The sequence below is a fragment of the Arthrobacter sp. TJ-58 genome, from assembly GCF_058269295.1.
Genome location: NZ_JBZCNM010000001.1, coordinates 286,596 through 304,973 on the forward strand (window position 1 = coordinate 286,596; position 18,378 = coordinate 304,973).

Annotated in this window: 16 protein-coding genes; 12 read left to right on the forward strand and 4 right to left on the reverse strand. The window is 66.1% G+C overall.

Annotation, left to right across the window (positions count from 1 at the left end):
* Window positions 1–18 precede the first annotated feature (18 nt).
* Window positions 19–1,521 carry an APC family permease gene (locus AC4D2W_RS01365; protein WP_490925123.1) on the reverse strand — a complete coding sequence of 501 codons (1,503 nt, stop codon included), beginning with the start codon at window positions 1,519–1,521 and terminating at the stop codon, window positions 19–21.
* A gap of 130 nt (window positions 1,522–1,651) precedes the next feature.
* Here AC4D2W_RS01365 and AC4D2W_RS01370 point away from each other — a divergent pair, with 130 nt between their 5' ends.
* Window positions 1,652–1,906, forward strand: a complete 255-nt coding sequence (locus AC4D2W_RS01370; protein WP_490925124.1) for an RNA 2'-phosphotransferase — start codon at window positions 1,652–1,654, stop codon at window positions 1,904–1,906.
* The gene (locus AC4D2W_RS01375; protein ID WP_490925125.1) at window positions 1,801–2,025 is read left to right on the forward strand and encodes an RNA 2'-phosphotransferase; all 225 of its coding nucleotides are present in this window, start codon (window positions 1,801–1,803) and stop codon (window positions 2,023–2,025) included. Before AC4D2W_RS01370 ends, AC4D2W_RS01375 begins: the two co-directional genes overlap by 106 nt.
* A 110-nt stretch (window positions 2,026–2,135) precedes the next feature.
* Here the strand turns inward: AC4D2W_RS01375 and AC4D2W_RS01380 are convergent, their stop codons facing one another.
* The gene (locus tag AC4D2W_RS01380; protein WP_400931992.1) at window positions 2,136–2,780 is read right to left on the reverse strand and encodes a TIGR03085 family metal-binding protein; all 645 of its coding nucleotides are present in this window, start codon (window positions 2,778–2,780) and stop codon (window positions 2,136–2,138) included.
* Window positions 2,781–2,869: 89 nt separating this feature from the next.
* A complete protein-coding gene (locus AC4D2W_RS01385; protein WP_490925126.1) occupies window positions 2,870–3,607 on the reverse strand; it encodes an SDR family oxidoreductase in 738 nt (245 codons plus the stop codon).
* A 176-nt stretch (window positions 3,608–3,783) separates the two neighbouring features.
* On the opposite strand from AC4D2W_RS01385, the gene hisI reads away from it, so the two are divergent.
* The 10 genes from hisI (at window position 3,784) to AC4D2W_RS01435 (ending at window position 17,421) form a co-directional block, all read left to right on the forward strand.
* Window positions 3,784–4,185 carry a phosphoribosyl-AMP cyclohydrolase gene (gene hisI / locus AC4D2W_RS01390; RefSeq protein ID WP_490925127.1) on the forward strand — a complete coding sequence of 134 codons (402 nt, stop codon included), beginning with the start codon at window positions 3,784–3,786 and terminating at the stop codon, window positions 4,183–4,185.
* Window positions 4,186–4,203: 18 nt separating this feature from the next.
* On the forward strand, window positions 4,204–5,805 hold the full coding sequence (locus AC4D2W_RS01395; protein WP_490925128.1) for an anthranilate synthase component I: 1,602 nt from the start codon (window positions 4,204–4,206) through the stop codon (window positions 5,803–5,805).
* A gap of 32 nt (window positions 5,806–5,837) precedes the next feature.
* The gene (locus tag AC4D2W_RS01400) at window positions 5,838–6,569 is read left to right on the forward strand and encodes a Trp biosynthesis-associated membrane protein (protein ID WP_490925129.1); all 732 of its coding nucleotides are present in this window, start codon (window positions 5,838–5,840) and stop codon (window positions 6,567–6,569) included.
* 116 nt (window positions 6,570–6,685) lie between these two features.
* A complete protein-coding gene (locus tag AC4D2W_RS01405; RefSeq protein ID WP_490925130.1) occupies window positions 6,686–6,979 on the forward strand; it encodes an HGxxPAAW family protein in 294 nt (97 codons plus the stop codon).
* Window positions 6,980–7,813 carry an indole-3-glycerol phosphate synthase TrpC gene (trpC, locus tag AC4D2W_RS01410; protein ID WP_490925131.1) on the forward strand — a complete coding sequence of 278 codons (834 nt, stop codon included), beginning with the start codon at window positions 6,980–6,982 and terminating at the stop codon, window positions 7,811–7,813.
* 79 nt (window positions 7,814–7,892) lie between these two features.
* The gene (gene trpB / locus AC4D2W_RS01415; protein ID WP_490925132.1) at window positions 7,893–9,311 is read left to right on the forward strand and encodes a tryptophan synthase subunit beta; all 1,419 of its coding nucleotides are present in this window, start codon (window positions 7,893–7,895) and stop codon (window positions 9,309–9,311) included.
* On the forward strand, window positions 9,308–10,141 hold the full coding sequence (gene trpA / locus AC4D2W_RS01420) for a tryptophan synthase subunit alpha (protein ID WP_490925133.1): 834 nt from the start codon (window positions 9,308–9,310) through the stop codon (window positions 10,139–10,141). Before trpB ends, trpA begins: the two co-directional genes overlap by 4 nt.
* Window positions 10,141–11,181, forward strand: coding sequence for a prolipoprotein diacylglyceryl transferase (gene lgt / locus AC4D2W_RS01425; protein WP_490925134.1), 1,041 nt, complete (start codon window positions 10,141–10,143; stop codon window positions 11,179–11,181). Before trpA ends, lgt begins: the two co-directional genes overlap by 1 nt.
* Before the next feature lie 191 nt (window positions 11,182–11,372).
* Entirely contained in the window at window positions 11,373–15,971 is a 4,599-nt protein-coding gene (gltB, locus tag AC4D2W_RS01430) for a glutamate synthase large subunit (RefSeq protein ID WP_490925135.1), read from the forward strand.
* The gene (locus tag AC4D2W_RS01435) at window positions 15,964–17,421 is read left to right on the forward strand and encodes a glutamate synthase subunit beta (RefSeq protein ID WP_490925136.1); all 1,458 of its coding nucleotides are present in this window, start codon (window positions 15,964–15,966) and stop codon (window positions 17,419–17,421) included. The genes gltB and AC4D2W_RS01435 overlap by 8 nt, the downstream gene beginning before the upstream one ends.
* Window positions 17,422–17,542: 121 nt before the next feature.
* Here AC4D2W_RS01435 and AC4D2W_RS01440 read toward each other — a convergent pair whose 3' ends face one another.
* Window positions 17,543–18,154, reverse strand: coding sequence for a TetR/AcrR family transcriptional regulator (locus AC4D2W_RS01440; protein ID WP_490925137.1), 612 nt, complete (start codon window positions 18,152–18,154; stop codon window positions 17,543–17,545).
* Window positions 18,155–18,378 lie beyond the last annotated feature (224 nt).

The window sequence follows — 18,378 nt, forward strand, 5'->3', positions numbered from 1 at the left end:
GGAGGTTGGAAGGTGTGCCTAGTGTTCGGGGACCAGAACGGGGGTGTCTGCGTTGAGCGACCGGCCCTCAAAGTAGTCCCGTGCGGCCGGCCTGCGTGACCAGACGGCCATCACGGCAAGGCCTGCAGCGAGAGAGCCGATGCCCATGACAAATGTGCCGCTCACGCCCAGGACGGTGGTGGTCCCGTATTCCGGATCCAGCATGCTGACTGCGGAGAAGAGGAACACGGTGGTCATCATCAGTCCGCCAATGAGCGGCATGGCGAAGCGCAGGGTGAAGTTCCGTGCGGAAGAGAACAGGCTGGAGCGGAAGTACCAGATGCAGGCAAATGAGGTGATGGCGTAATACATGGCCACCGCCAACGAGGTACTTTCAATGGTGTCGGCCAGAATGTCGCCGGAGATGATCGTCATTCCCACGTAAAAGACCAGGGAGGCCGCTCCGGTGAACACCGTGGAATAACTGGGGGTTTTGTACAGGCTGCTAATGGCGGCAAAGCTCTTGGGCAGCGCTCCGTACACGCCCATGGCCAGGGTGCCGCGGGCGGTGGGCAGGATTGTCGTCTGGCAGGTGGCCAGTGCTGAAACCGCGACGGCGAAGACCAGCAGCCAGCCCCAGGACCCCAGGGCGTCGGTGCGCAGTGCAAAGAAGACGTCCTCGGCGCCGTCGGGATTCGACAATCCCTTGCCTTCGGTTCCCACTCCGGCAAACAGCATGGCCAGGACGGTGATTCCGATATAAGTGACCAGCAGCATGACGGTGGAAAGAAGTGCCGCGAAACCCGGCGTAGTGCGCGGGTTTTTTGTCTCTTCAGCCAGTGCCAGGCAGGTGTCCCAGCCCCAGTAAATAAAAATGGCAATCAGCACGCCCTGAATGAACCCCGCAGGATTGTCGGTCGCGAAGGGATTGAACCAGTCCCAGGAGAATTCCAGCCCCAGTGTTGGCGCAGCAGCAATGGCGAAGTAAAGACCAATGCAAAAGGCGATGATTGCCGCATATTGGAGGGCCATCAGCAGGTACTGCGTCCAGGCGCCCGTCTCAACATCGCGGTAGGAAATCCAGGTCATCACCACGATGATGACCGCACCGAAAGATGTGACCAGAACCTTGTTCTGAGCGATCGAGCCGTCACCTATCAGGAGCAGTAGGTACTTGGACGCAACCTCTGTCTGGCTGGCCATCACGATGACACCCGCCACCATAACGCCCCATCCGGCCATCCAGCCCGTCCGGGGGCCAAAGGCCTTGGCTCCCCAGGTGAACGCCGTGCCGCTGTCCGGAATTGCAGTGTTCAGCTCGCGGTAGGCGAATGCAGTCAGGCACATCGGGATGAAGGCTGCGATCAGTGCTGCGGGTGCCTGGGCGCCGGCAGCCACCACAATGAAACCCAGAGTGGCGGCAAGGGAATAGAGCGGTGCGGTGGATGCCAGCCCAATCACCGTCGAGGGCAGCAGCCCCAGCTTCCCGGAGGCCAATCCTTTGCCGCCGTGATCCAGCACAGTGGTCGGTCGGCTTTGCATGGAACTAGCCATCAATCCCCCCAATTTTCTGTCTCGTCCATAAAGCCGACCAACTGGTCGGTCGGGAACATCCTGACCGAATATAAAGAGTGAGTCAAGTCACGTTGCGGCACAGGGAAAGGCGGAAACCATGAGCGATCCTCCTGGCAGGGTGGAAATCAGCAGGGTGTTGTCCCGTGCGCTTGGACATGCTCCGCGCGGATATGGGCTGGTGCTTGATGCTGAAGGGTGGGTGCAGGTGGATGAGGTGCTGTCTGCCCTGCACCGGTTGGGGGAGAGGTGGGCATCCGCATTCGGGCCGTACACGGCCATTCAGTGCCGGTGCAGCATGTGGAACAGGCGCGGGAGGTCGGACGACGCAGGGATGCGGACCCGGTCATCTTGACGGTGGACACCGCTGCGGCCCTCTCGCAGGGACTCGCCTTTTACAGGTCGGATTCGGGCGTCTGGCTCTCCGGCCCGGTTCCCGCCGCAGCGATAGGGGTCCTGGACGCGGGTGGCTGACTAGGCCCGTCAGCCCGCCCGGCAGTCAGGGAAACGGGATGACGTGCTGGGCGAACCGAGCGCAGCCGGAGGGGAAGGAACAGCGGTATCAAACCGCCGCACTAAAGAGCCTAAAGGCCTATTTCCGCGCTCTGCAGGAGCGCGACGGCGTCCGGCTGCCCCTCGAACATCACGAGCGCCTGCTTGGTGCGGCCGTGGGCATGCATCAGCAGTTCGCCCGGCTCGCCGACGATGGCCACGGACACGGGGGCACGCTTGGCCACGTGCCGCGGTCCGTCCGGACGGACCAGCACAATGCCCAGGTCCACGCCCCGGTACAGGAGGGCGGCACGCTTGATGAGGTCGGCCCACAGAGCGTCCGAATACTCGGCGTCCAGGGCGCGCGGTGCCCAGCGGTCACCGGCGCGGCGGACGTCTTCCGTGTGGATGAAGTACTCGGTGAGGTTGGCGCTGTTGTCCACGGCGCCAAGGCGCATGGGGGACAGGCGCGGAGGTCCGGAGCGGAAGGCGCGGACCAGCTTGGCATAACCTTCCACGGTGTTTGCCTGGGCCGTGGTCTCCTCCATGGCCCTGTCCGTCTTCGCGGCAAAGGGCTTCAGGAAGAATCCCAGTGCGGCGGCGGGTTTATGCTCCCGAAGATACAGGTGGGCGGCAAGGTCTTTCGTCAGCCAGCCTTCACACAAAGTGGGTGCTTGAGGGCCGGCCGCAAGCAACGTTTCGGCCAGGACTTCACGGGAGGGCTGTACAAATCGCATCACTGCTGAAACTAGCACGTTAAGAACCGTTTGGCTTGGGTGGCGGGCTGTGCCGCCGGCATCAGCGCCAAAGGTTTTCCGGCGGCGGGTCAGTGCTGCTGGTTGCTCGGCCTGACAACAATCTCGTTGACTCCCATCCGCCGCGGCTGCGCCAGGGCAAATACGATGACACCGGCTATGTCCTCGGGGGTAACGGTGATGTGTGAATACAGTTCCTCGGTGGATTCGCGTGCCGCGGAGTCCGTGATGTGCGTGGGCAGATCAGTGGCCACATACCCCGGTTCAATTACCGTCACCCGGACATCGGGCAGCAGCTCCTGCCGCATGCAGTCAGAGAATCCGATCAGCCCCCACTTGGTGGCCGCGTAGACGGCGGCTCCGGGCCGCGCCGTGCGGCCGGCCACGGAGGACATATTGATGAGGTCACCGCCGCCGTCGCGAAGCTGGTCCAAAAACACTTCAGTAGCTGTGATGGCACCCAGCAGGTTTACGTCAACCATGGTCCGGTAGTCGTCATCGCGGTCCGGGCCAAACGCGCCAAGGAGCATGACGCCGGCGTTGTTGACCAGGACGTCGGTGCCGCCAAGTTCGCTTTTCACCCGTTGGGCGGCCGCCTGAAGGGCGGCTCGGCTGGTGACGTCCGCCTCGATGGCTATGGCGCCTCCACCGAGTTCGGCAGCGAGGGCGTCGAGGCGGTCCCGCCGCCGGGCGAGCAGTGCCACCCGGTATCCTGCGGCATGAAGCGCCCTGGCTGTTGCTGCGCCGATGCCTGATGAAGCCCCGGTAATCACGGCTACGGGGCCGGCAGCTGATGGTGAAGCGGTCATGGCGGGGTCCTTCCCGGCTGATCTGGTGTGTCCCGGCGCGGGTGGCGTTCCTTCCACGGTAGCGGCGCGGTTTCCGCCCCATAAGCTCCCGTCCCGAAAGCGGCGTGGAAAGCTCCATGAACAGCGGGGAGGTTCACGGCGAATGGGCAGCGGCCGCACCCACTAGAATCGATACGATGTCTCCTTCACTTTCTTCTTCCGAATTCCCGCCGGCGCCCGGCCTGGACCCTGCGATCAGCGCCGCCCTGAAGCGCGACCCGGCCGGCCTGGTGGCCGCCGTCGTCCAGCAGCATGACACCGGCGAGGTGCTGATGCTCGGCTGGATGGACGACGAAGCGCTGCACCGCACCCTGACCACGGGCCGTGTGACCTTCTGGTCCCGCTCGCGGGAAGAGTACTGGCGCAAGGGCGACACGTCCGGACACGTCCAGTGGGTCAAGTCGGTGGCACTGGACTGCGACGGCGATGCCCTGCTGGTCCGCGTGGACCAGGTGGGAGCCGCGTGCCACACCGGAACCCGCACCTGCTTTGACGGGCGGGACCTGCCGGTCCTGGCCGCGACCGACGCTTCCAGCTGACACGGAAAGAAAACACACATGCAGGATCTTGGAGTAATCCGCCCCGGCCTCGAGGAATTCCGGGCGCTCGCCGCTGAGCACCGCGTGGTTCCGGTCCACCTGAGCGTGCTGGCCGACGCCCACACGCCCATCGGCATCTACCGCAAGCTCACTGCCGGCGCGTCCGGAACCTTCCTGATGGAATCGGCAGCCGCCGGCGGCGTCTGGTCCCGCTACTCCTTTATCGGTGCGTCCTCCCGCGCCACCCTCACCACGCACGACGGCGGAACCCACTGGCTCGGCGAGCCGCCGGCCGGGGTGCCGGTGGACGGAAACCCCGTGGAGGCCGTGGCCCGCACCATCGAACTGCTGAAAACCGAACGGCTGGACGGCGTGCCGCCCTTCACCTCGGGACTGGTGGGATTTGTCGGCTGGGAAACCGTCCGGCACTGGGAGAAACTGCCCAACCCTCCCGTCGATGACCTGGACCTGCCCGAGCTGGCCATGAACCTGGTCTCGGACATGGCCATCCATGACAACTCGAACGGCACCGTCATGCTGGTGGCCAACGCCATTAACATGGACGGCTCCGACGAACGCGTGGACGAAGCCTGGCACGACGCCGTCGCCCGGGTCGAATCGATGCTGCAGCGGCTGGCCGAACCCACCCCGCAGCCGGTCTCCGTCCTGCGCGGCGGCACCGTGGACACCTCCACCCTCACGGACGGCGTCACAGAATCCTGGCCCAAGCCCGAATACACCAAGGCGGTGCAGCGGGGCAAGGAAGCCATCGTGGACGGGGAAGTGTTCCAGGTGGTCATTTCCCGCCGCTTCGAACTGGAGTGCGCCTCGGACGCGCTGGATGTGTACCGCGTCCTGCGCAACACCAATCCGAGCCCGTACATGTACCTGTTCAACTTCGAGGACTCGCGCGGCAACCCGTTCGCCGTCGTCGGCTCCTCGCCCGAAGCGCTGGTGACGGTCACGGGCAGCGAAGTCATTACCCATCCCATCGCCGGATCCCGGCCGCGCGGAAAGACCACGGAACTGGACCGGGCGCTGGCTGATGAATTGCTGGCGGATGAGAAGGAACGCGCCGAACACCTGATGCTGGTGGATCTGGCCCGCAATGACCTTTCCAAAGTGTGCGTTCCCGGCAGCGTGGACGTCACCCAGTTCATGGAGGTGGAGCGCTTCAGCCACATCATGCACCTGGTCTCCACGGTCGTCGGCGAACTCGCCCCGCAGCGCAGCGCCTACGACGTCCTCGCCGCAACCTTCCCGGCGGGAACCCTGTCCGGTGCCCCCAAGCCGCGCGCCCTGCGCCTGCTGGACGAGCTGGAACCGCACCGCCGCGGCATCTACGGCGGCGTGGTGGGCTATCTGGACTTCGCCGGGGACATGGACATGGCCATCGCCATCCGGTCCGCGCTGCTGCGGGGCGGCAAGGCCTTTGTCCAGGCCGGCGGCGGAATTGTTGCGGACTCCGACCTGGAAGCCGAGGCACAGGAAACCGTCAACAAGGCAGCGGCACCGCTGCGTGCGGCGCTGATCGCCGGAAGCCTGGAAACCGTCAGCAGCACCGAGCAGTTGAGCAGCAGCGAGCAGTTCTCCAGCACAGAGCAGTTTTCCAAATCATAGAAGTTCCACCTCTCAGAGCAGGAAGTACCGCAGTGAGCACACCCACCAAACGGTGGCAGCGCAAGGGAACCGTCATTATGGCGGCGGTGCTTTTCGGCATCGCAGCCTTTGCCACCACCACGCGCACCTGGCTGGATGTCCAGCTGCCCCGCACGGCCGTCCAGACCCCGGATCTGGCCGTTTCGGGGTCCGACGCAGCGACGGCGGTCACCGCCTTCGCCGTCGTCGCCATCACCGCCGGCCTGGCGGCCTCCATCGCCGGACCGGTGGCCCGCTGGATTGTCAGCGTCATCCTCCTCATCTCCGGCGCGGGCATTGCGGCGGCCAGCTGGACGGTTATTAACGACCCCGCACAGGGTGCGTCCGGCGCCATTGGGCAGGCCATCGGCGTCAGCGGAGCGGACAACACGGTCATCACGCTGACCGCCATGCCGTGGGCCGCTTTGGTATGCGGAATCCTGGTTGCGCTCACCGGCCTCTGGCTGGCCGTGGCCAGCCGCAGCTGGAAGTCCTCGCGCCGCTACGCACCTGCACCCGCTGCGGCGGGCGAATCCGCCGACGTGCAGGCAGGTTCGACAACAGCAGGCCTGGAAACAGCAGGTCAGGAGACCACGGCGGGGGAGGGCACGACGACGTCGTCCGCGGCGGCTGCTGACAACTCTGCTGACAACTCCGCTGACAGCGGCGCCGGCCCCGAACCCGTGGACGAGATCGACAGCTGGGACCGGCTGACCCGCGGGGACGACCCCACCAACTACCGCTGATTTTCATGTCACCCGCTCCGGCACACCGTCGGGCGCACCGAAGCACCGCAATATGTGAAAGAGTTTCCGCCAGTCAATGGCAGAATGGAAACTGATTCGTCTAGAGGAGATTTACCATGAGCTCAAACGCCACCAGCAGCAACGTTGACACCAAGCCGGAAAATGAAGCCGAGCGTCACGCCAGCATCCACGATGAGACCATCGGTCACGGCAACACCCCCGCAGCCTGGACCTGCGTCCTGATCATGATCGTCGGTGCCGCGGTGTCCTGCATCGCCTTCATCGCCGCCAGCACCCTGTGGTTCTGCGTGGGCCTGGGCGTCATCGTCGTCGGCCTCCTTGTCGGTTTTGTCATGAAGAAGGCCGGCTACGGCGTAGGCGGCTCGAAGCTTTCCAACAGCGGACACTAAATGAGCGTCCTGGACGACATCATCGCCGGCGTCGCCGAGGACCTCGAGGCACGCCGGCGGTCGGTTCCGCTGGAGCAGATGCGGGAGCGTGCCCGTGCGGCCGCTCCCGCCCTGGACGCATTTGCCGCCCTGGGCGGCAATGACTCCCCCCGCGGGGAACTGCGCGTCATTGCCGAGGTCAAGCGCAGCAGTCCGTCCAAGGGCGCCCTGGCTGAAATTGCCGACCCCGCGTCACTGGCCGCCAGCTACGAGACCGGCGGCGCGGCAGTCATTAGCGTGCTCACCGAACAGCGCCGCTTCGGCGGCTCCCTGGCGGACTTCGATGCCGTCCGCGCAGCAGTGAATATCCCGCTGCTGCGCAAGGACTTCACCGTTGATGAGTACCAAATCTGGGAAGCCCGTGCCCACGGCGCGGACCTGGTGCTGCTGATTGTTGCAGCCCTGGACGATGCCCGGCTCAAGGACTTCCTGGCGCTCACCCATGAGCTGGGCATGAATGCCCTGGTGGAAACGCACACCGCGCAGGAAGTTGAACGCGCCGTCGCCGCCCGCGCCCGCATCATCGGCGTAAACGTGCGCAACCTGAAAACCCTGGACGTGGACCGTTCGGTCTTCGCGCCGCTGGCCGGCAGCATCCCCGCCGCAGCGCTCGTGATCGCTGAATCGGGCGTCCGGGACGCATCCGACGTCGAGCAGTACGCTGCGGACGGCGCCAATGCCGTCCTGGTGGGCGAGGCACTGGTGCGCCACAACGATCCGGCTGCCACCATTGCCGAGTTCACCCGTACCGGCCGAGAGGCGATTGCCGCCCGCAGCAGTTCCGGCAGAAGCTGACGGCAGGCACAGACAGAGCAATATCTTCCCTGTCCGGGCGGTCCGCCGCCCGGACCAAAGCAGGACAGGAACCAGCCCCATGACCGGGAACCCGGATATGACAGGCGCGGCACAGAGCAACGCCGCAGCACCAGCACCCGCCGCTGACACCGCGCCCGCGGACGACGCCCAGCACGCCGCGGCCGGAACCGTCACGGAGGAGGTGGCCGAGGCCTTCCTGAATGTGCACGGCTCGCTGCGCCATGCCGCCGGACCCTACTTTGGCGAGTACGGCGGGCGATGGATGCCCGAATCCCTGATCGCTGCCCTGGATGAGCTGGAAGACACCTTCGAGAAGGCCAAAGCCGACCCCGAGTTCCGCGCCCAGATTGCGGATCTGAACAAGAACTACTCGGGCCGCCCGTCACTGCTGACCGAAGCCAAGCGCTTTGCGCAGCACGCCGGCGGGGTGCGGATCTTCCTCAAGCGCGAAGACCTGAACCACACCGGATCCCACAAGATCAACAACGTGCTGGGCCAGGCGCTGCTGGCCAAGCGGATGGGTAAGACCCGCATCATCGCCGAGACCGGTGCCGGCCAGCACGGCGTGGCCAGTGCCACCGCGGCCGCCCTGCTGGGCCTTGAGTGCGTGGTGTACATGGGGGCCGAAGACTGCCGCCGGCAGGCCCTGAACGTGGCCCGGATGGAACTGCTCGGCGCCACCGTCATCCCGGTCACGCACGGCTCCGCCACACTGAAGGACGCCATCAACGAAGCGCTGCGTGACTGGGTCGCCAACGTGGACAACACCCACTACCTTTTGGGCACCGCCGCCGGAGCGCACCCGTTCCCGGCCATGGTCCGCTACTTCCACGAAGTCATCGGCGAAGAGGCCCGCGCCCAGATCCTGGAACAGACCGGCCGGCTGCCCGACGCCGTGTGCGCCTGCATCGGCGGCGGTTCCAACGCCATCGGTATTTTCCACGGCTTCCTGGATGACGCGTCAGTGAAGATCTACGGCTTCGAGGCAGGCGGCGACGGCGTGGAAACCGGCCGGCATGCGGCCACCATCACCCTGGGCCGCCCCGGTGTGCTGCACGGCGCCCGCTCCTACCTGATGCAGGATGAAGACGGGCAGACCGTGGAATCGCACTCCATCTCCGCCGGACTCGACTACCCGGGCGTCGGCCCGGAGCACTCCTACCTCTCGGACATCGGCCGGGTCTCCTACGAGCCCATCACCGACAGCGAGGCCATGGACGCTTTCCAGCTGCTCTGCCGCACCGAAGGCATCATCCCCGCCATCGAATCCGCGCACGCACTGGCCGGGGCCATCAAGGTGGGCCAGCGGATTGCCGCTGAAGCGGCCGACGGCGGAGCAGACGTGTCCGAGAAGATCGTGCTGGTGAACCTGTCCGGCCGCGGGGACAAGGACGTGGCAACAGCCGCGGAATGGTTCAACCTGCTGGATGACAAGTCAGCCGAAGCAGAAATCGGCAAAGAGGGAGAACAGCTGTGAGCACCGCAGTGGACAACACATCCGGAGCCGGCACCACCGCCGCCAGCAAGTCAGCGGCAGCCATCGACCGTGCCGCCGCGGACGGCCGTGCCGCCCTGATCGGGTACCTGCCCGCCGGCTACCCCACGGTGCAGGAAACCATCGACGCCGGTATTGCGCTGGCACGCAACGGTGCGGACCTGATCGAAATCGGCATTCCGTACTCGGATCCGGTCATGGACGGCCACGTCATCCAGGCCGCCACCACCGAAGCCCTGGCCTCCGGTTTCCGTGTCAGCCAGGTGTTCGACGTCGTTGCCGGCATTACTGCCGCCACCGACGCCGCCGTCCTGGTCATGACGTACTGGAACCCCGTAGTACGCATGGGCGTGGACGAATTTGCCCGCCGGCTGGCAGAAGCCGGGGGAGCGGGCCTGATTACTCCGGACCTCGTCCCCGACGAAGCCTCCGAATGGATGGCGGCCTCGGACAAGTACGGCCTGGACCGGGTGTTCCTCGTGGCCCCCTCCTCCACTCCTGAACGGATGAAGAGCACCGTGGCCGCCAGCCGCGGTTTTGTCTACGCCGTGTCCATCATGGGCGTCACCGGCGCCCGCACCTCGGTGAGCAGCGCCGCCAAGGACGTAGTGTCCGCCGCCCGTGCAGCGGGCGCGCAGCGGGTCTGCGTGGGCCTGGGAGTCTCCAACTCCGGCCACGTCAGGGAAATCGGAGCCTACGCGGACGGCGTCATTGTGGGCACGGCCCTGGTAGCTGCCCTGCGCGACGGCGGCGTCCCCGCCGTGGCGGACCTGACCCGTGAACTGAGCACCGGAACCCGAAAGAGCAGCTAATGAACCTGATGTCCGTGACGGCTCCGGCCAGCATCCCCAGCCCGTCCGCGGACTTCAGCAGTTTTTCGCTGGGGCCGCTCACCATCCACGCCTACGCGCTGTGCATCCTGGCCGGCATCATCCTGGCCCTGTGGATGACTTCCGTGCGCTGGAAGCGCCGCGGACTGCCCGAAGAGGCCGTCTGGGACATCGCCATCTGGGCCATTCCCTTCGGCATCATCGGCGGGCGGCTCTACCACGTCATCTCGTCTCCGGACGCCTACTTCGGCGCGGACGGGGACCTGTCCCTGATCCCGCAGATCTGGCGCGGCGGGCTGGGCATCTGGGGCGCCGTCGCCCTGGGCGGCTTCGGCGCCTGGATCGGCTGCCGGCGTGCCGGGATCAAGCTCTCCGCCTTTGCCGACGCGGGCGCCCCCGGGCTGCTGCTGGCGCAGGCCGTGGGCCGCTGGGGCAACTGGTTCAACCAGGAGCTCTTCGGTGGTCCCACCGACGTGCCGTGGGGCCTGGAAATCGACCCCAACAACGCCAACTTCCCCGCAGGAACGGCGCCGGGCACGCTGTTCCATCCGACATTCCTCTACGAGTCCCTGTGGAACCTGGCCGGCGTGGTCCTGCTGCTGGCCCTGGACAAGCGGTTCCGGCTGCGCGGCGGACGCCTGTTCTGGATTTATGCTGCGTTCTACACCGTGGGCCGACTCTGGATCGAGCTCCTGCGCATCGACGACGCCGAAATGATTACGTTCCTCGGCGTCACACAACGGCTCAATGTCTGGACCAGTATTCTGATCTTCCTCTTCTCCGTGGGCATGTTCATTTTCCTCACAATCCGCGCGGGTAAAGGGCGCAGCGACTCCCTTTACCTTCCCGGAAGGGAGCCGGCAACCGTGGCAGCCGAAGACGGCGCAGATAACGACACCGATACGGAACTGCAGGATTCCGGATCCGTCCCGTCAACCAAGCGGCCGCGTGCTAATCTCGCAGAGACAAAAAACGAGGACATCGATTCTCGTAAGCCCGGAAACCCGGGCACTGCCAAGTAGCACCCGGCCCGGATTACCCTCCCGGCGGGTGCTTCTGCCACGTTGATGTGGCCGCCCGGGAGGGAACAGGGGAACCACCCCGCATCTCTCTTCCACGGCGAACCGAAACACCGCGGAGCGCTTAGGCCTGCCGCCGTGGGGCCAGCGCTGTCCCCTCCCAGCTCTCAATCAGGGGGAAGGACTTACCTCTCATGACTGAACCGTTTCCGCCCGGCGAAGCAGACGCTTCATCTGTGCTCTCACCCTTCACCCGATTCGCCAACTTCCCGGCGGATTCCGGGCTGTACCGGGCCGAGAATGAAAAGGACGCCTGCGGCCTGGCCGTGATTGCCACCCTGCGCGGAGAGCCCGGGCACGACATCGTCGACGCCGCCCTGACCGCCCTGCGCAACCTTGAGCACCGCGGTGCCGTGGGTGCTGATGAAGGCACCGGCGACGGCGCCGGGCTGCTCACCCAGGTGCCGGATGAATTCTTCCGGGCCGTGACTTCCTTTGATCTTCCCGCGGCCGGCGCCTACGCCGTCGGCACCGCGTTCCTGCCCACCGAGGGCCGGGAGCAGGACACCGCCCGCGCCGGCGTGGAAGCCATGGCCGAGTCGGAGGGCCTCACCGTCCTGGGTTGGCGCGAAGTTCCCGTGGTTGCCGACCTGGTGGGCGCCATGTCCCGGGCCTGCATGCCGCACTTTGCCCAGGTGTTCCTGGCTCCGGCCGACGGCGATGCCTCCGACCTGGATGCCCGCGCCTTCCGCGTGCGCAAGCGGTCGCAGAACAAGTTCGGCGTTTACTTCCCCTCGCTGTCCTCCAAGACCATGGTCTACAAGGGCATGCTCACCACCGCGCAGCTGGAACCGTTCTACCCGGACCTATCGGACCCGCGCTTCAAGACGAAGCTGGGCATTGTCCATTCCCGCTTCTCCACCAACACCTTCCCGTCCTGGCCGCTGGCCCAGCCGTTCCGCACCATTGCGCACAACGGCGAGATCAACACGGTCAAGGGCAACCGCAACTGGATGCGCGCCCGGCAGTCCCAGCTGAAGAACCCGTTGCTGGGGGAGACCCCGGAAGAGCTGTTCCCCATCTGCACCCCCGGTGCATCGGACTCGGCGTCCTTTGACGAGGTTGCCGAACTGCTGATGCTCTCCGGCCGGCCGATCACCCACGCCATCATGATGATGATCCCCGAGGCCTGGGAAAACCACGCCACCATGGATCCGGCCCGGCGTGCCTTCTACCAGTACCACTCCACCCTCATGGAACCGTGGGACGGTCCCGCTGCCGTGTCCTTCACCGACGGCACCTCCGTGGGCGCGGTCCTGGACCGCAACGGCCTGCGCCCGGCCCGCTACTGGGTGACCGAGGACGGCTTGGTGGTGCTCGCCTCCGAAGTGGGCGTGGTGGACATTGATCCGGCGAAGGTGGTCCGCAAGGGCCGGGTTTCCCCGGGCAAGATGTTCCTGGTGGACACCGAAGCAGGCCGCCTGATTGAGGACTCGGAAATCAAGGCCGAGATGGCCGCCGCCAACCCGTGGGCCCAGTGGGTGAAGGAAAACCAGGTATCCCTGGAAGATCTGCCCGAGCGCGAACATGTGCTGCACACCAAGGCGTCCATCAACCGGCGCCAGCGGACCTTCGGCTACACGCAGGAAGAACTGCGCATCCTGCTGGGCCCGATGGCCCGCACGGGAGCCGAACCCCTGGGCGCCATGGGCTCGGACACGCCCATCGCCGTGCTCTCGCAGCGCCCGCGGCTGCTCTTTGACTACTTTGTGCAGTCCTTCGCCCAGGTCACCAATCCGCCGCTGGATTCCATCCGCGAGGAACTGGTGACCTCCATGCGCGCCTCCATCGGGCCGGTGGGCAACCTGCTGGCCGCCGGCCAGGTCCGCACCCACCAGGTGGCCCTGAACTTCCCGGTGATCAACAACGACCAGCTGGCCAAGATCGCCAAACTGACCAACGCCGACGGCGAGAAGATCGCGCTCAAGGTCCGCGGCCTGTACCGGCCGCAGGGCGGCGAAGCGGAACTGCGCGCCCGGCTGGCAGAAATCTGCGAGAAGGTTTCCGGCGCCGTGAACCGCGGCATCGAGTACATCGTGCTCTCGGACCGGGACTCCAGTGCGCAGTGGGCACCCATCCCGTCGCTGCTGCTGCTCTCCGCCGTGCACCACCACCTGCTCAAGAGCGCCAACCGCACCAAGATTTCCCTGCTGGTGGAAGCCGGCGACGTCCGCGAAGTCCACCATGTGGCAGTGCTCATGGGCTACGGCGCCTCCGCGGTCAACCCGTACCTGGCCATGGAAAGCTGCGAGGAACTGGTCCGCAACGGGGACATCACCGGTGTGACCCGCGAAGAAGCGGTCGCCAACCTGATCAAGGGCCTGGGCAAGGGCGTCCTGAAGATCATGTCCAAAATGGGCATCTCCACCGTGGCCTCCTACTGCGGCGCCCAAACGTTCGAGGCCCTGGGCCTGGGCCAGGAACTGGTGGATGAGTTCTTCCACGGCACCCAGACCCAGCTCGGCGGCGTCGGCCTGGACGTGATCGCGGCGGAGGCTGCCGCCCGGCACGCCAGCGCCTATCCCGACGACGAAATCGAGGATCCGCACCGCCCGCTGGACAACGGCGGCGAATACCAGTGGCGCCGCGAAGGACCGCCCCACCTGTTCAACCCGGAGACCGTGTTCCGGCTCCAGCACGCCACCCGGGAACGCCGCTATGACGTGTTCAAGGCCTACACCACGGGCGTGGATGACCAGTCCCGGAACCTCATGACGCTGCGCGGCCTGCTGGACTTCCGCGTCGGAGAGCGCCCCGCTGTTGCGCTGGAAGAAGTGGAACCGGTATCGAGCATCGTCAAGCGCTTCTCCACCGGTGCCATGAGCTACGGCTCGATCTCGCAGGAAGCCCACGAGACGCTGGCCATTGCCATGAACCGGCTCGGCGGCAAGTCCAACACCGGCGAGGGCGGCGAAGACCCCGAGCGGCTGCTGGATCCTGAGCGCCGGTCCGCCATCAAGCAGGTGGCCTCGGGCCGCTTCGGTGTCACCAGCCTGTACCTCACCAATGCCCAGGACATCCAGATCAAGATGGCCCAGGGCGCCAAGCCCGGCGAGGGCGGGCAGCTGATGGCGCAGAAGGTATACCCGTGGGTGGCCCGCACCCGGCACTCCACGCCCGGCGTCGGCCTCATTTCGCCGCCGCCGCACCACGACATCTACTCCATTGAGGACCTTGCCCAGCTGATCTACGACCTCAAGCGCTCCAACCCGAGCGCCCGGGTCCACGTCAAGCTGGTTTCGGAAGCCGGCATCGGCACCGTGGCGGCGGGCGTGACGAAGGCCAAGGCCGACGTCGTTCTTGTCTCCGGGCACGACGGCGGCACCGGCGCCTCGCCGCTGAACTCGCTCAAGCACGCCGGAGCGCCCTGGGAAATCGGCCTCGCCGAAACCCAGCAGACCCTGATGCTCAACGGCCTTCGGGACCGCGTGGTGGTGCAGGTGGACGGCCAGCTCAAAACCGGCCGCGACGTTGTCATTGCCGCGCTGCTCGGTGGCGAGGAATTCGGCTTCGCCACCGCTCCGCTGGTGGTCTCCGGCTGCGTCATGATGCGCGTGTGCCACCTGGACACCTGCCCGGTGGGCGTGGCCACGCAGAACCCCGAACTGCGGGCCCGGTTCTCCGGCAAGCCCGAATTCGTGGTCAACTTCTTCGAGTTCCTGGCCGAGGAAGTCCGCGAAATCCTGGCCGAACTTGGCTTCCGCTCACTCGAGGAAGCCATTGGCCACACTGAGCTGCTGGACACCAGGGCCGCGATCGACCACTGGAAGGCCGACGGCCTGGACCTGGAGCCGATCCTGCGCGGCGCCGACGTCGTCGAACCCGGCACGCCCATGCGCAGCATGGTGAAGCAGAACCATGACCTGGACTCGCATTTTGACAACAAGTTGATCGAAATGAGTGCCGACGCCCTGGCGAACCGCAATCCGGTGCGCATCACGCTGGACGTGGTGAACACCGACCGTTCGGTGGGCACCATGCTCGGCCACACCGTCACCAGGACATTCGGCATCGACACCCTGGCACCGGACACCATCGACGTGACCCTTACCGGCCAGGCCGGGCAGTCACTGGGCGCGTTCCTGCCGGCCGGCATCACGCTGCGCCTGCTCGGCGACTCCAACGACTACGTGGGCAAGGGGCTGTCCGGCGGACGGATCATCGTCCGCCCGGACCGGGCCAATGTCTTTGACGCGGCGCACAACGTGATTGCCGGCAACGTCATCGGCTACGGCGCCACCAGCGGCGAAATGTTCCTGCGCGGCCAGGTGGGTGAACGCTTCCTGGTCCGCAACTCCGGTGCGACGGCGGTGGTCGAGGGAATCGGCGACCACGGCTGCGAATACATGACCGGGGGACAGGCCCTGATCCTGGGGCCCACGGGCCGGAACTTCGGCGCCGGGATGTCCGGCGGCACCGCCTACCTGCTGGACCTTCGCCCCGAACGGATCAACAAGGACTCGCTGGAAAAGGGCGAGCTGCGCCTGGAGTCCCTGGACGCCGAGGACGCGGACATTGTCCGCGGCCTGCTGATCCGGCATGTGGAGGAAACCGAATCGGTCCTGGCCGCCTCCCTGCTGGAGGATTTCGCCAACACCGCAGGCCGGATGACCAAGGTGCTGCCGCGTGACTTCGCTGCCGTACTGGACGCCCGTGCCTCCGCCGTCGAAGCGGGCCTTGACCCCGACGGCGCCGAAGCATGGACCAAGATCTTGGAGGTAACCGGTGGCTGACCCACGCGGATTCTTGAAAGTACGTGACCGCCAGACCCAGCCCCGCCGGCCCGTGCCGGTGCGCATCATGGACTGGAAAGAGGTGTACGAAGCCCAGGAGAAGGGCGTCCTGAAGGCTCAGGCCGGACGCTGCATGGACTGCGGCATTCCGTTCTGCCACCAGGGCTGCCCGCTGGGAAACCTCATCCCGGAGTGGAATGACCTGATGTGGCGGGACAAGGGACGCGAGGCCATTGAACGGCTGCACGCCACCAACAACTTCCCGGAGTTCACCGGACGGCTGTGCCCCGCACCGTGCGAAGCCTCCTGTGTGCTGGGCATCAACCAGCCGGCGGTGACCATCAAGCAGGTTGAGGTCTCCATCATTGACCAGGCGTTCGACGAAAACTGGGTGACCCCGCACGCGCCCGAGCGGCTCACGGACAAGACCATCGCCGTCGTCGGCTCCGGCCCCGCAGGCCTGGCCGCGGCCCAGCAACTCACCCGCGCCGGACACACGGTTGCCGTGTACGAACGTGATGACAAAATTGGCGGGCTGCTGCGCTACGGCATCCCCGACTTCAAGATGGAAAAACTGCAGGTGGACCGCCGGCTGGACCAGATGCGCGCCGAGGGCACCCGCTTCCGCACCGGCGTCGAGGTGGGACGGGACATCAGCTGGGAGCAGCTGCGCCGCCGCTACGACGCCGTGGTGGTGGCCACCGGCGCCACCGTGCCCCGTGACCTGCCCATCCCCGGGCGGGAACTGTCCGGCGTGCACTTTGCCATGGAGTACCTGGTGCAGGCCAACCGGGCAGTGGCGGGGGAGCCGGTCCGGAACTCCATTTCCGCCGAGGGCAAGCATGTGGTCATCCTGGGCGGCGGGGACACCGGCGCCGACTGCCTCGGCACCGCGCACCGCCAGCAGGCTGCCTCCGTCACGACGCTGGCAATCGGCCAGCAGCCTCCGGCGGAACGTGCCGCGCATCAGCCGTGGCCGATGTATCCGACCCTGTTCGAAACTGCCAGTGCCCATGAGGAGGGCGGGGAGCGGACCTACCTCGCTTCCACCGTCGAGTTCGTGGGCGAAAACGGGCGGCTCACCGGTGTGAAAATTGCCGAAACCGAGTTTGTGGACGGCCGGCGCGTCCCCAAGGCCGGAACCGAGCGGATCATCCCCGCGGACCTGGTGTTCCTCGCCCTCGGCTTCACGGGTCCGGAACCCGCAGGTCTGGCGGACCAGGTGCACACGGAGTTCGACGAGCGCTCCAACGTGGTGCGCGACGGCTACTACATGACCGGCACTCCCGGCATTTTTGCTGCCGGTGACGCCGGCCGCGGCCAGTCCCTGATTGTCTGGGCAATTGCCGAAGGCCGTGCCTGTGCGGCAGCGGTGGACCAGTGGCTGATGGGCTCCACCAGGCTGCCGGCGCCCGTGGCACCGACGGACCGGGCCATCACCCCACTGTAGGGTTTGGGCAGCACTGCTGATTCCCAGGGCCGGCGCCGGGGATTCCACCCGGCGCCGGCCCTGCGTCATAGAAAGCTGCGTCTTTGAGGGCTTTTAGGCTCTCGTCTCCCGGCCCGGTGGCTTAGGCCAGTGCGGCCAGGGCACGGACGGTGAGCGGGAGCAGTTCGTCGCCGTCGAGGCGCACCCAGTACTCCAGTGCCACGGTGGCTGCCGCCCACATGACCGCCACTTCCACGCGGGCCGCCAGCTCGTCCCCGGGACCCAGTGTCCGCAGGTATGTGGATGTCATTTCCGCCAGGAGTGACTGGTTGTATTCGGCAGCACTGGCCCGAAGGACGCGGTCCTCCCGCATCAGCCGCCGCAGCATGAGGTATTCCTGACGCCGGGGTTCGTAGTCCGTTGCCGCCTGCAGCAGCGCCTGGTGCAATGCTTCCCGCGGCTCGGCGGTCTGGCTGCGGAGCTCAAAGTCCGCCTCCATGTTGTCCAGCGCCTGCCTGCTGGAGTGGAACAGGGCAGCGTCCTTGGTGTCGAAATACCTAAAAAAGGAGCTGCGCGAGACTCCGGCTGTTTCCACGATCTGGTCCACGGTAACGGCAGCGAATCCGTTCTTGGAGAACAGTTCCCGGGCTGTCTGCAGGAGCAGGGCCTGCACCTGGGCCTTCTTGCGTTCCCTCAGACCCGGGGCAGCACCGCCGGCTGACTGGTCCTGCGGCTGCGACACGCTTCCCGACATGGTGCTCCTGATAATCGTTTGCTTGTAGTGTCCTGCTGCCAGGTTCCACGTCTTTCCAGCCTACTAGGAGACCTGCCGCTGTCTGTAAATGTTCCTCCGGGCAGCCCCGCTAACCGGATCTGATCAGCCGCCCGGCCGGGGATCCGGGCCGACCCGGCCTCTGCATCCATGCAATAAGCGTTTGTTTATCGTCCGGGGAAAGACCCGCTGCGTGCTTGCCCGAG

Bases quoted from the DNA above. Each gene is read 5' to 3' on its own strand.
- AC4D2W_RS01365 (WP_490925123.1), bottom strand. From the start codon at position 1,521: ATGCAAAGCCGACCGACCACTGTGCTGGATCACGGCGGCAAAGGATTG.
- AC4D2W_RS01370 (WP_490925124.1), top strand. From the start codon at position 1,652: ATGAGCGATCCTCCTGGCAGGGTGGAAATCAGCAGGGTGTTGTCCCGT.
- AC4D2W_RS01380 (WP_400931992.1), bottom strand. From the start codon at position 2,780: ATGCGATTTGTACAGCCCTCCCGTGAAGTCCTGGCCGAAACGTTGCTT.
- AC4D2W_RS01385 (WP_490925126.1), bottom strand. From the start codon at position 3,607: ATGACCGCTTCACCATCAGCTGCCGGCCCCGTAGCCGTGATTACCGGG.
- hisI (WP_490925127.1), top strand. From the start codon at position 3,784: ATGTCTCCTTCACTTTCTTCTTCCGAATTCCCGCCGGCGCCCGGCCTG.
- AC4D2W_RS01395 (WP_490925128.1), top strand. From the start codon at position 4,204: ATGCAGGATCTTGGAGTAATCCGCCCCGGCCTCGAGGAATTCCGGGCG.
- AC4D2W_RS01405 (WP_490925130.1), top strand. From the start codon at position 6,686: ATGAGCTCAAACGCCACCAGCAGCAACGTTGACACCAAGCCGGAAAAT.
- trpC (WP_490925131.1), top strand. From the start codon at position 6,980: ATGAGCGTCCTGGACGACATCATCGCCGGCGTCGCCGAGGACCTCGAG.
- trpB (WP_490925132.1), top strand. From the start codon at position 7,893: ATGACCGGGAACCCGGATATGACAGGCGCGGCACAGAGCAACGCCGCA.
- lgt (WP_490925134.1), top strand. From the start codon at position 10,141: ATGAACCTGATGTCCGTGACGGCTCCGGCCAGCATCCCCAGCCCGTCC.
- gltB (WP_490925135.1), top strand. From the start codon at position 11,373: ATGACTGAACCGTTTCCGCCCGGCGAAGCAGACGCTTCATCTGTGCTC.
- AC4D2W_RS01440 (WP_490925137.1), bottom strand. From the start codon at position 18,154: ATGTCGGGAAGCGTGTCGCAGCCGCAGGACCAGTCAGCCGGCGGTGCT.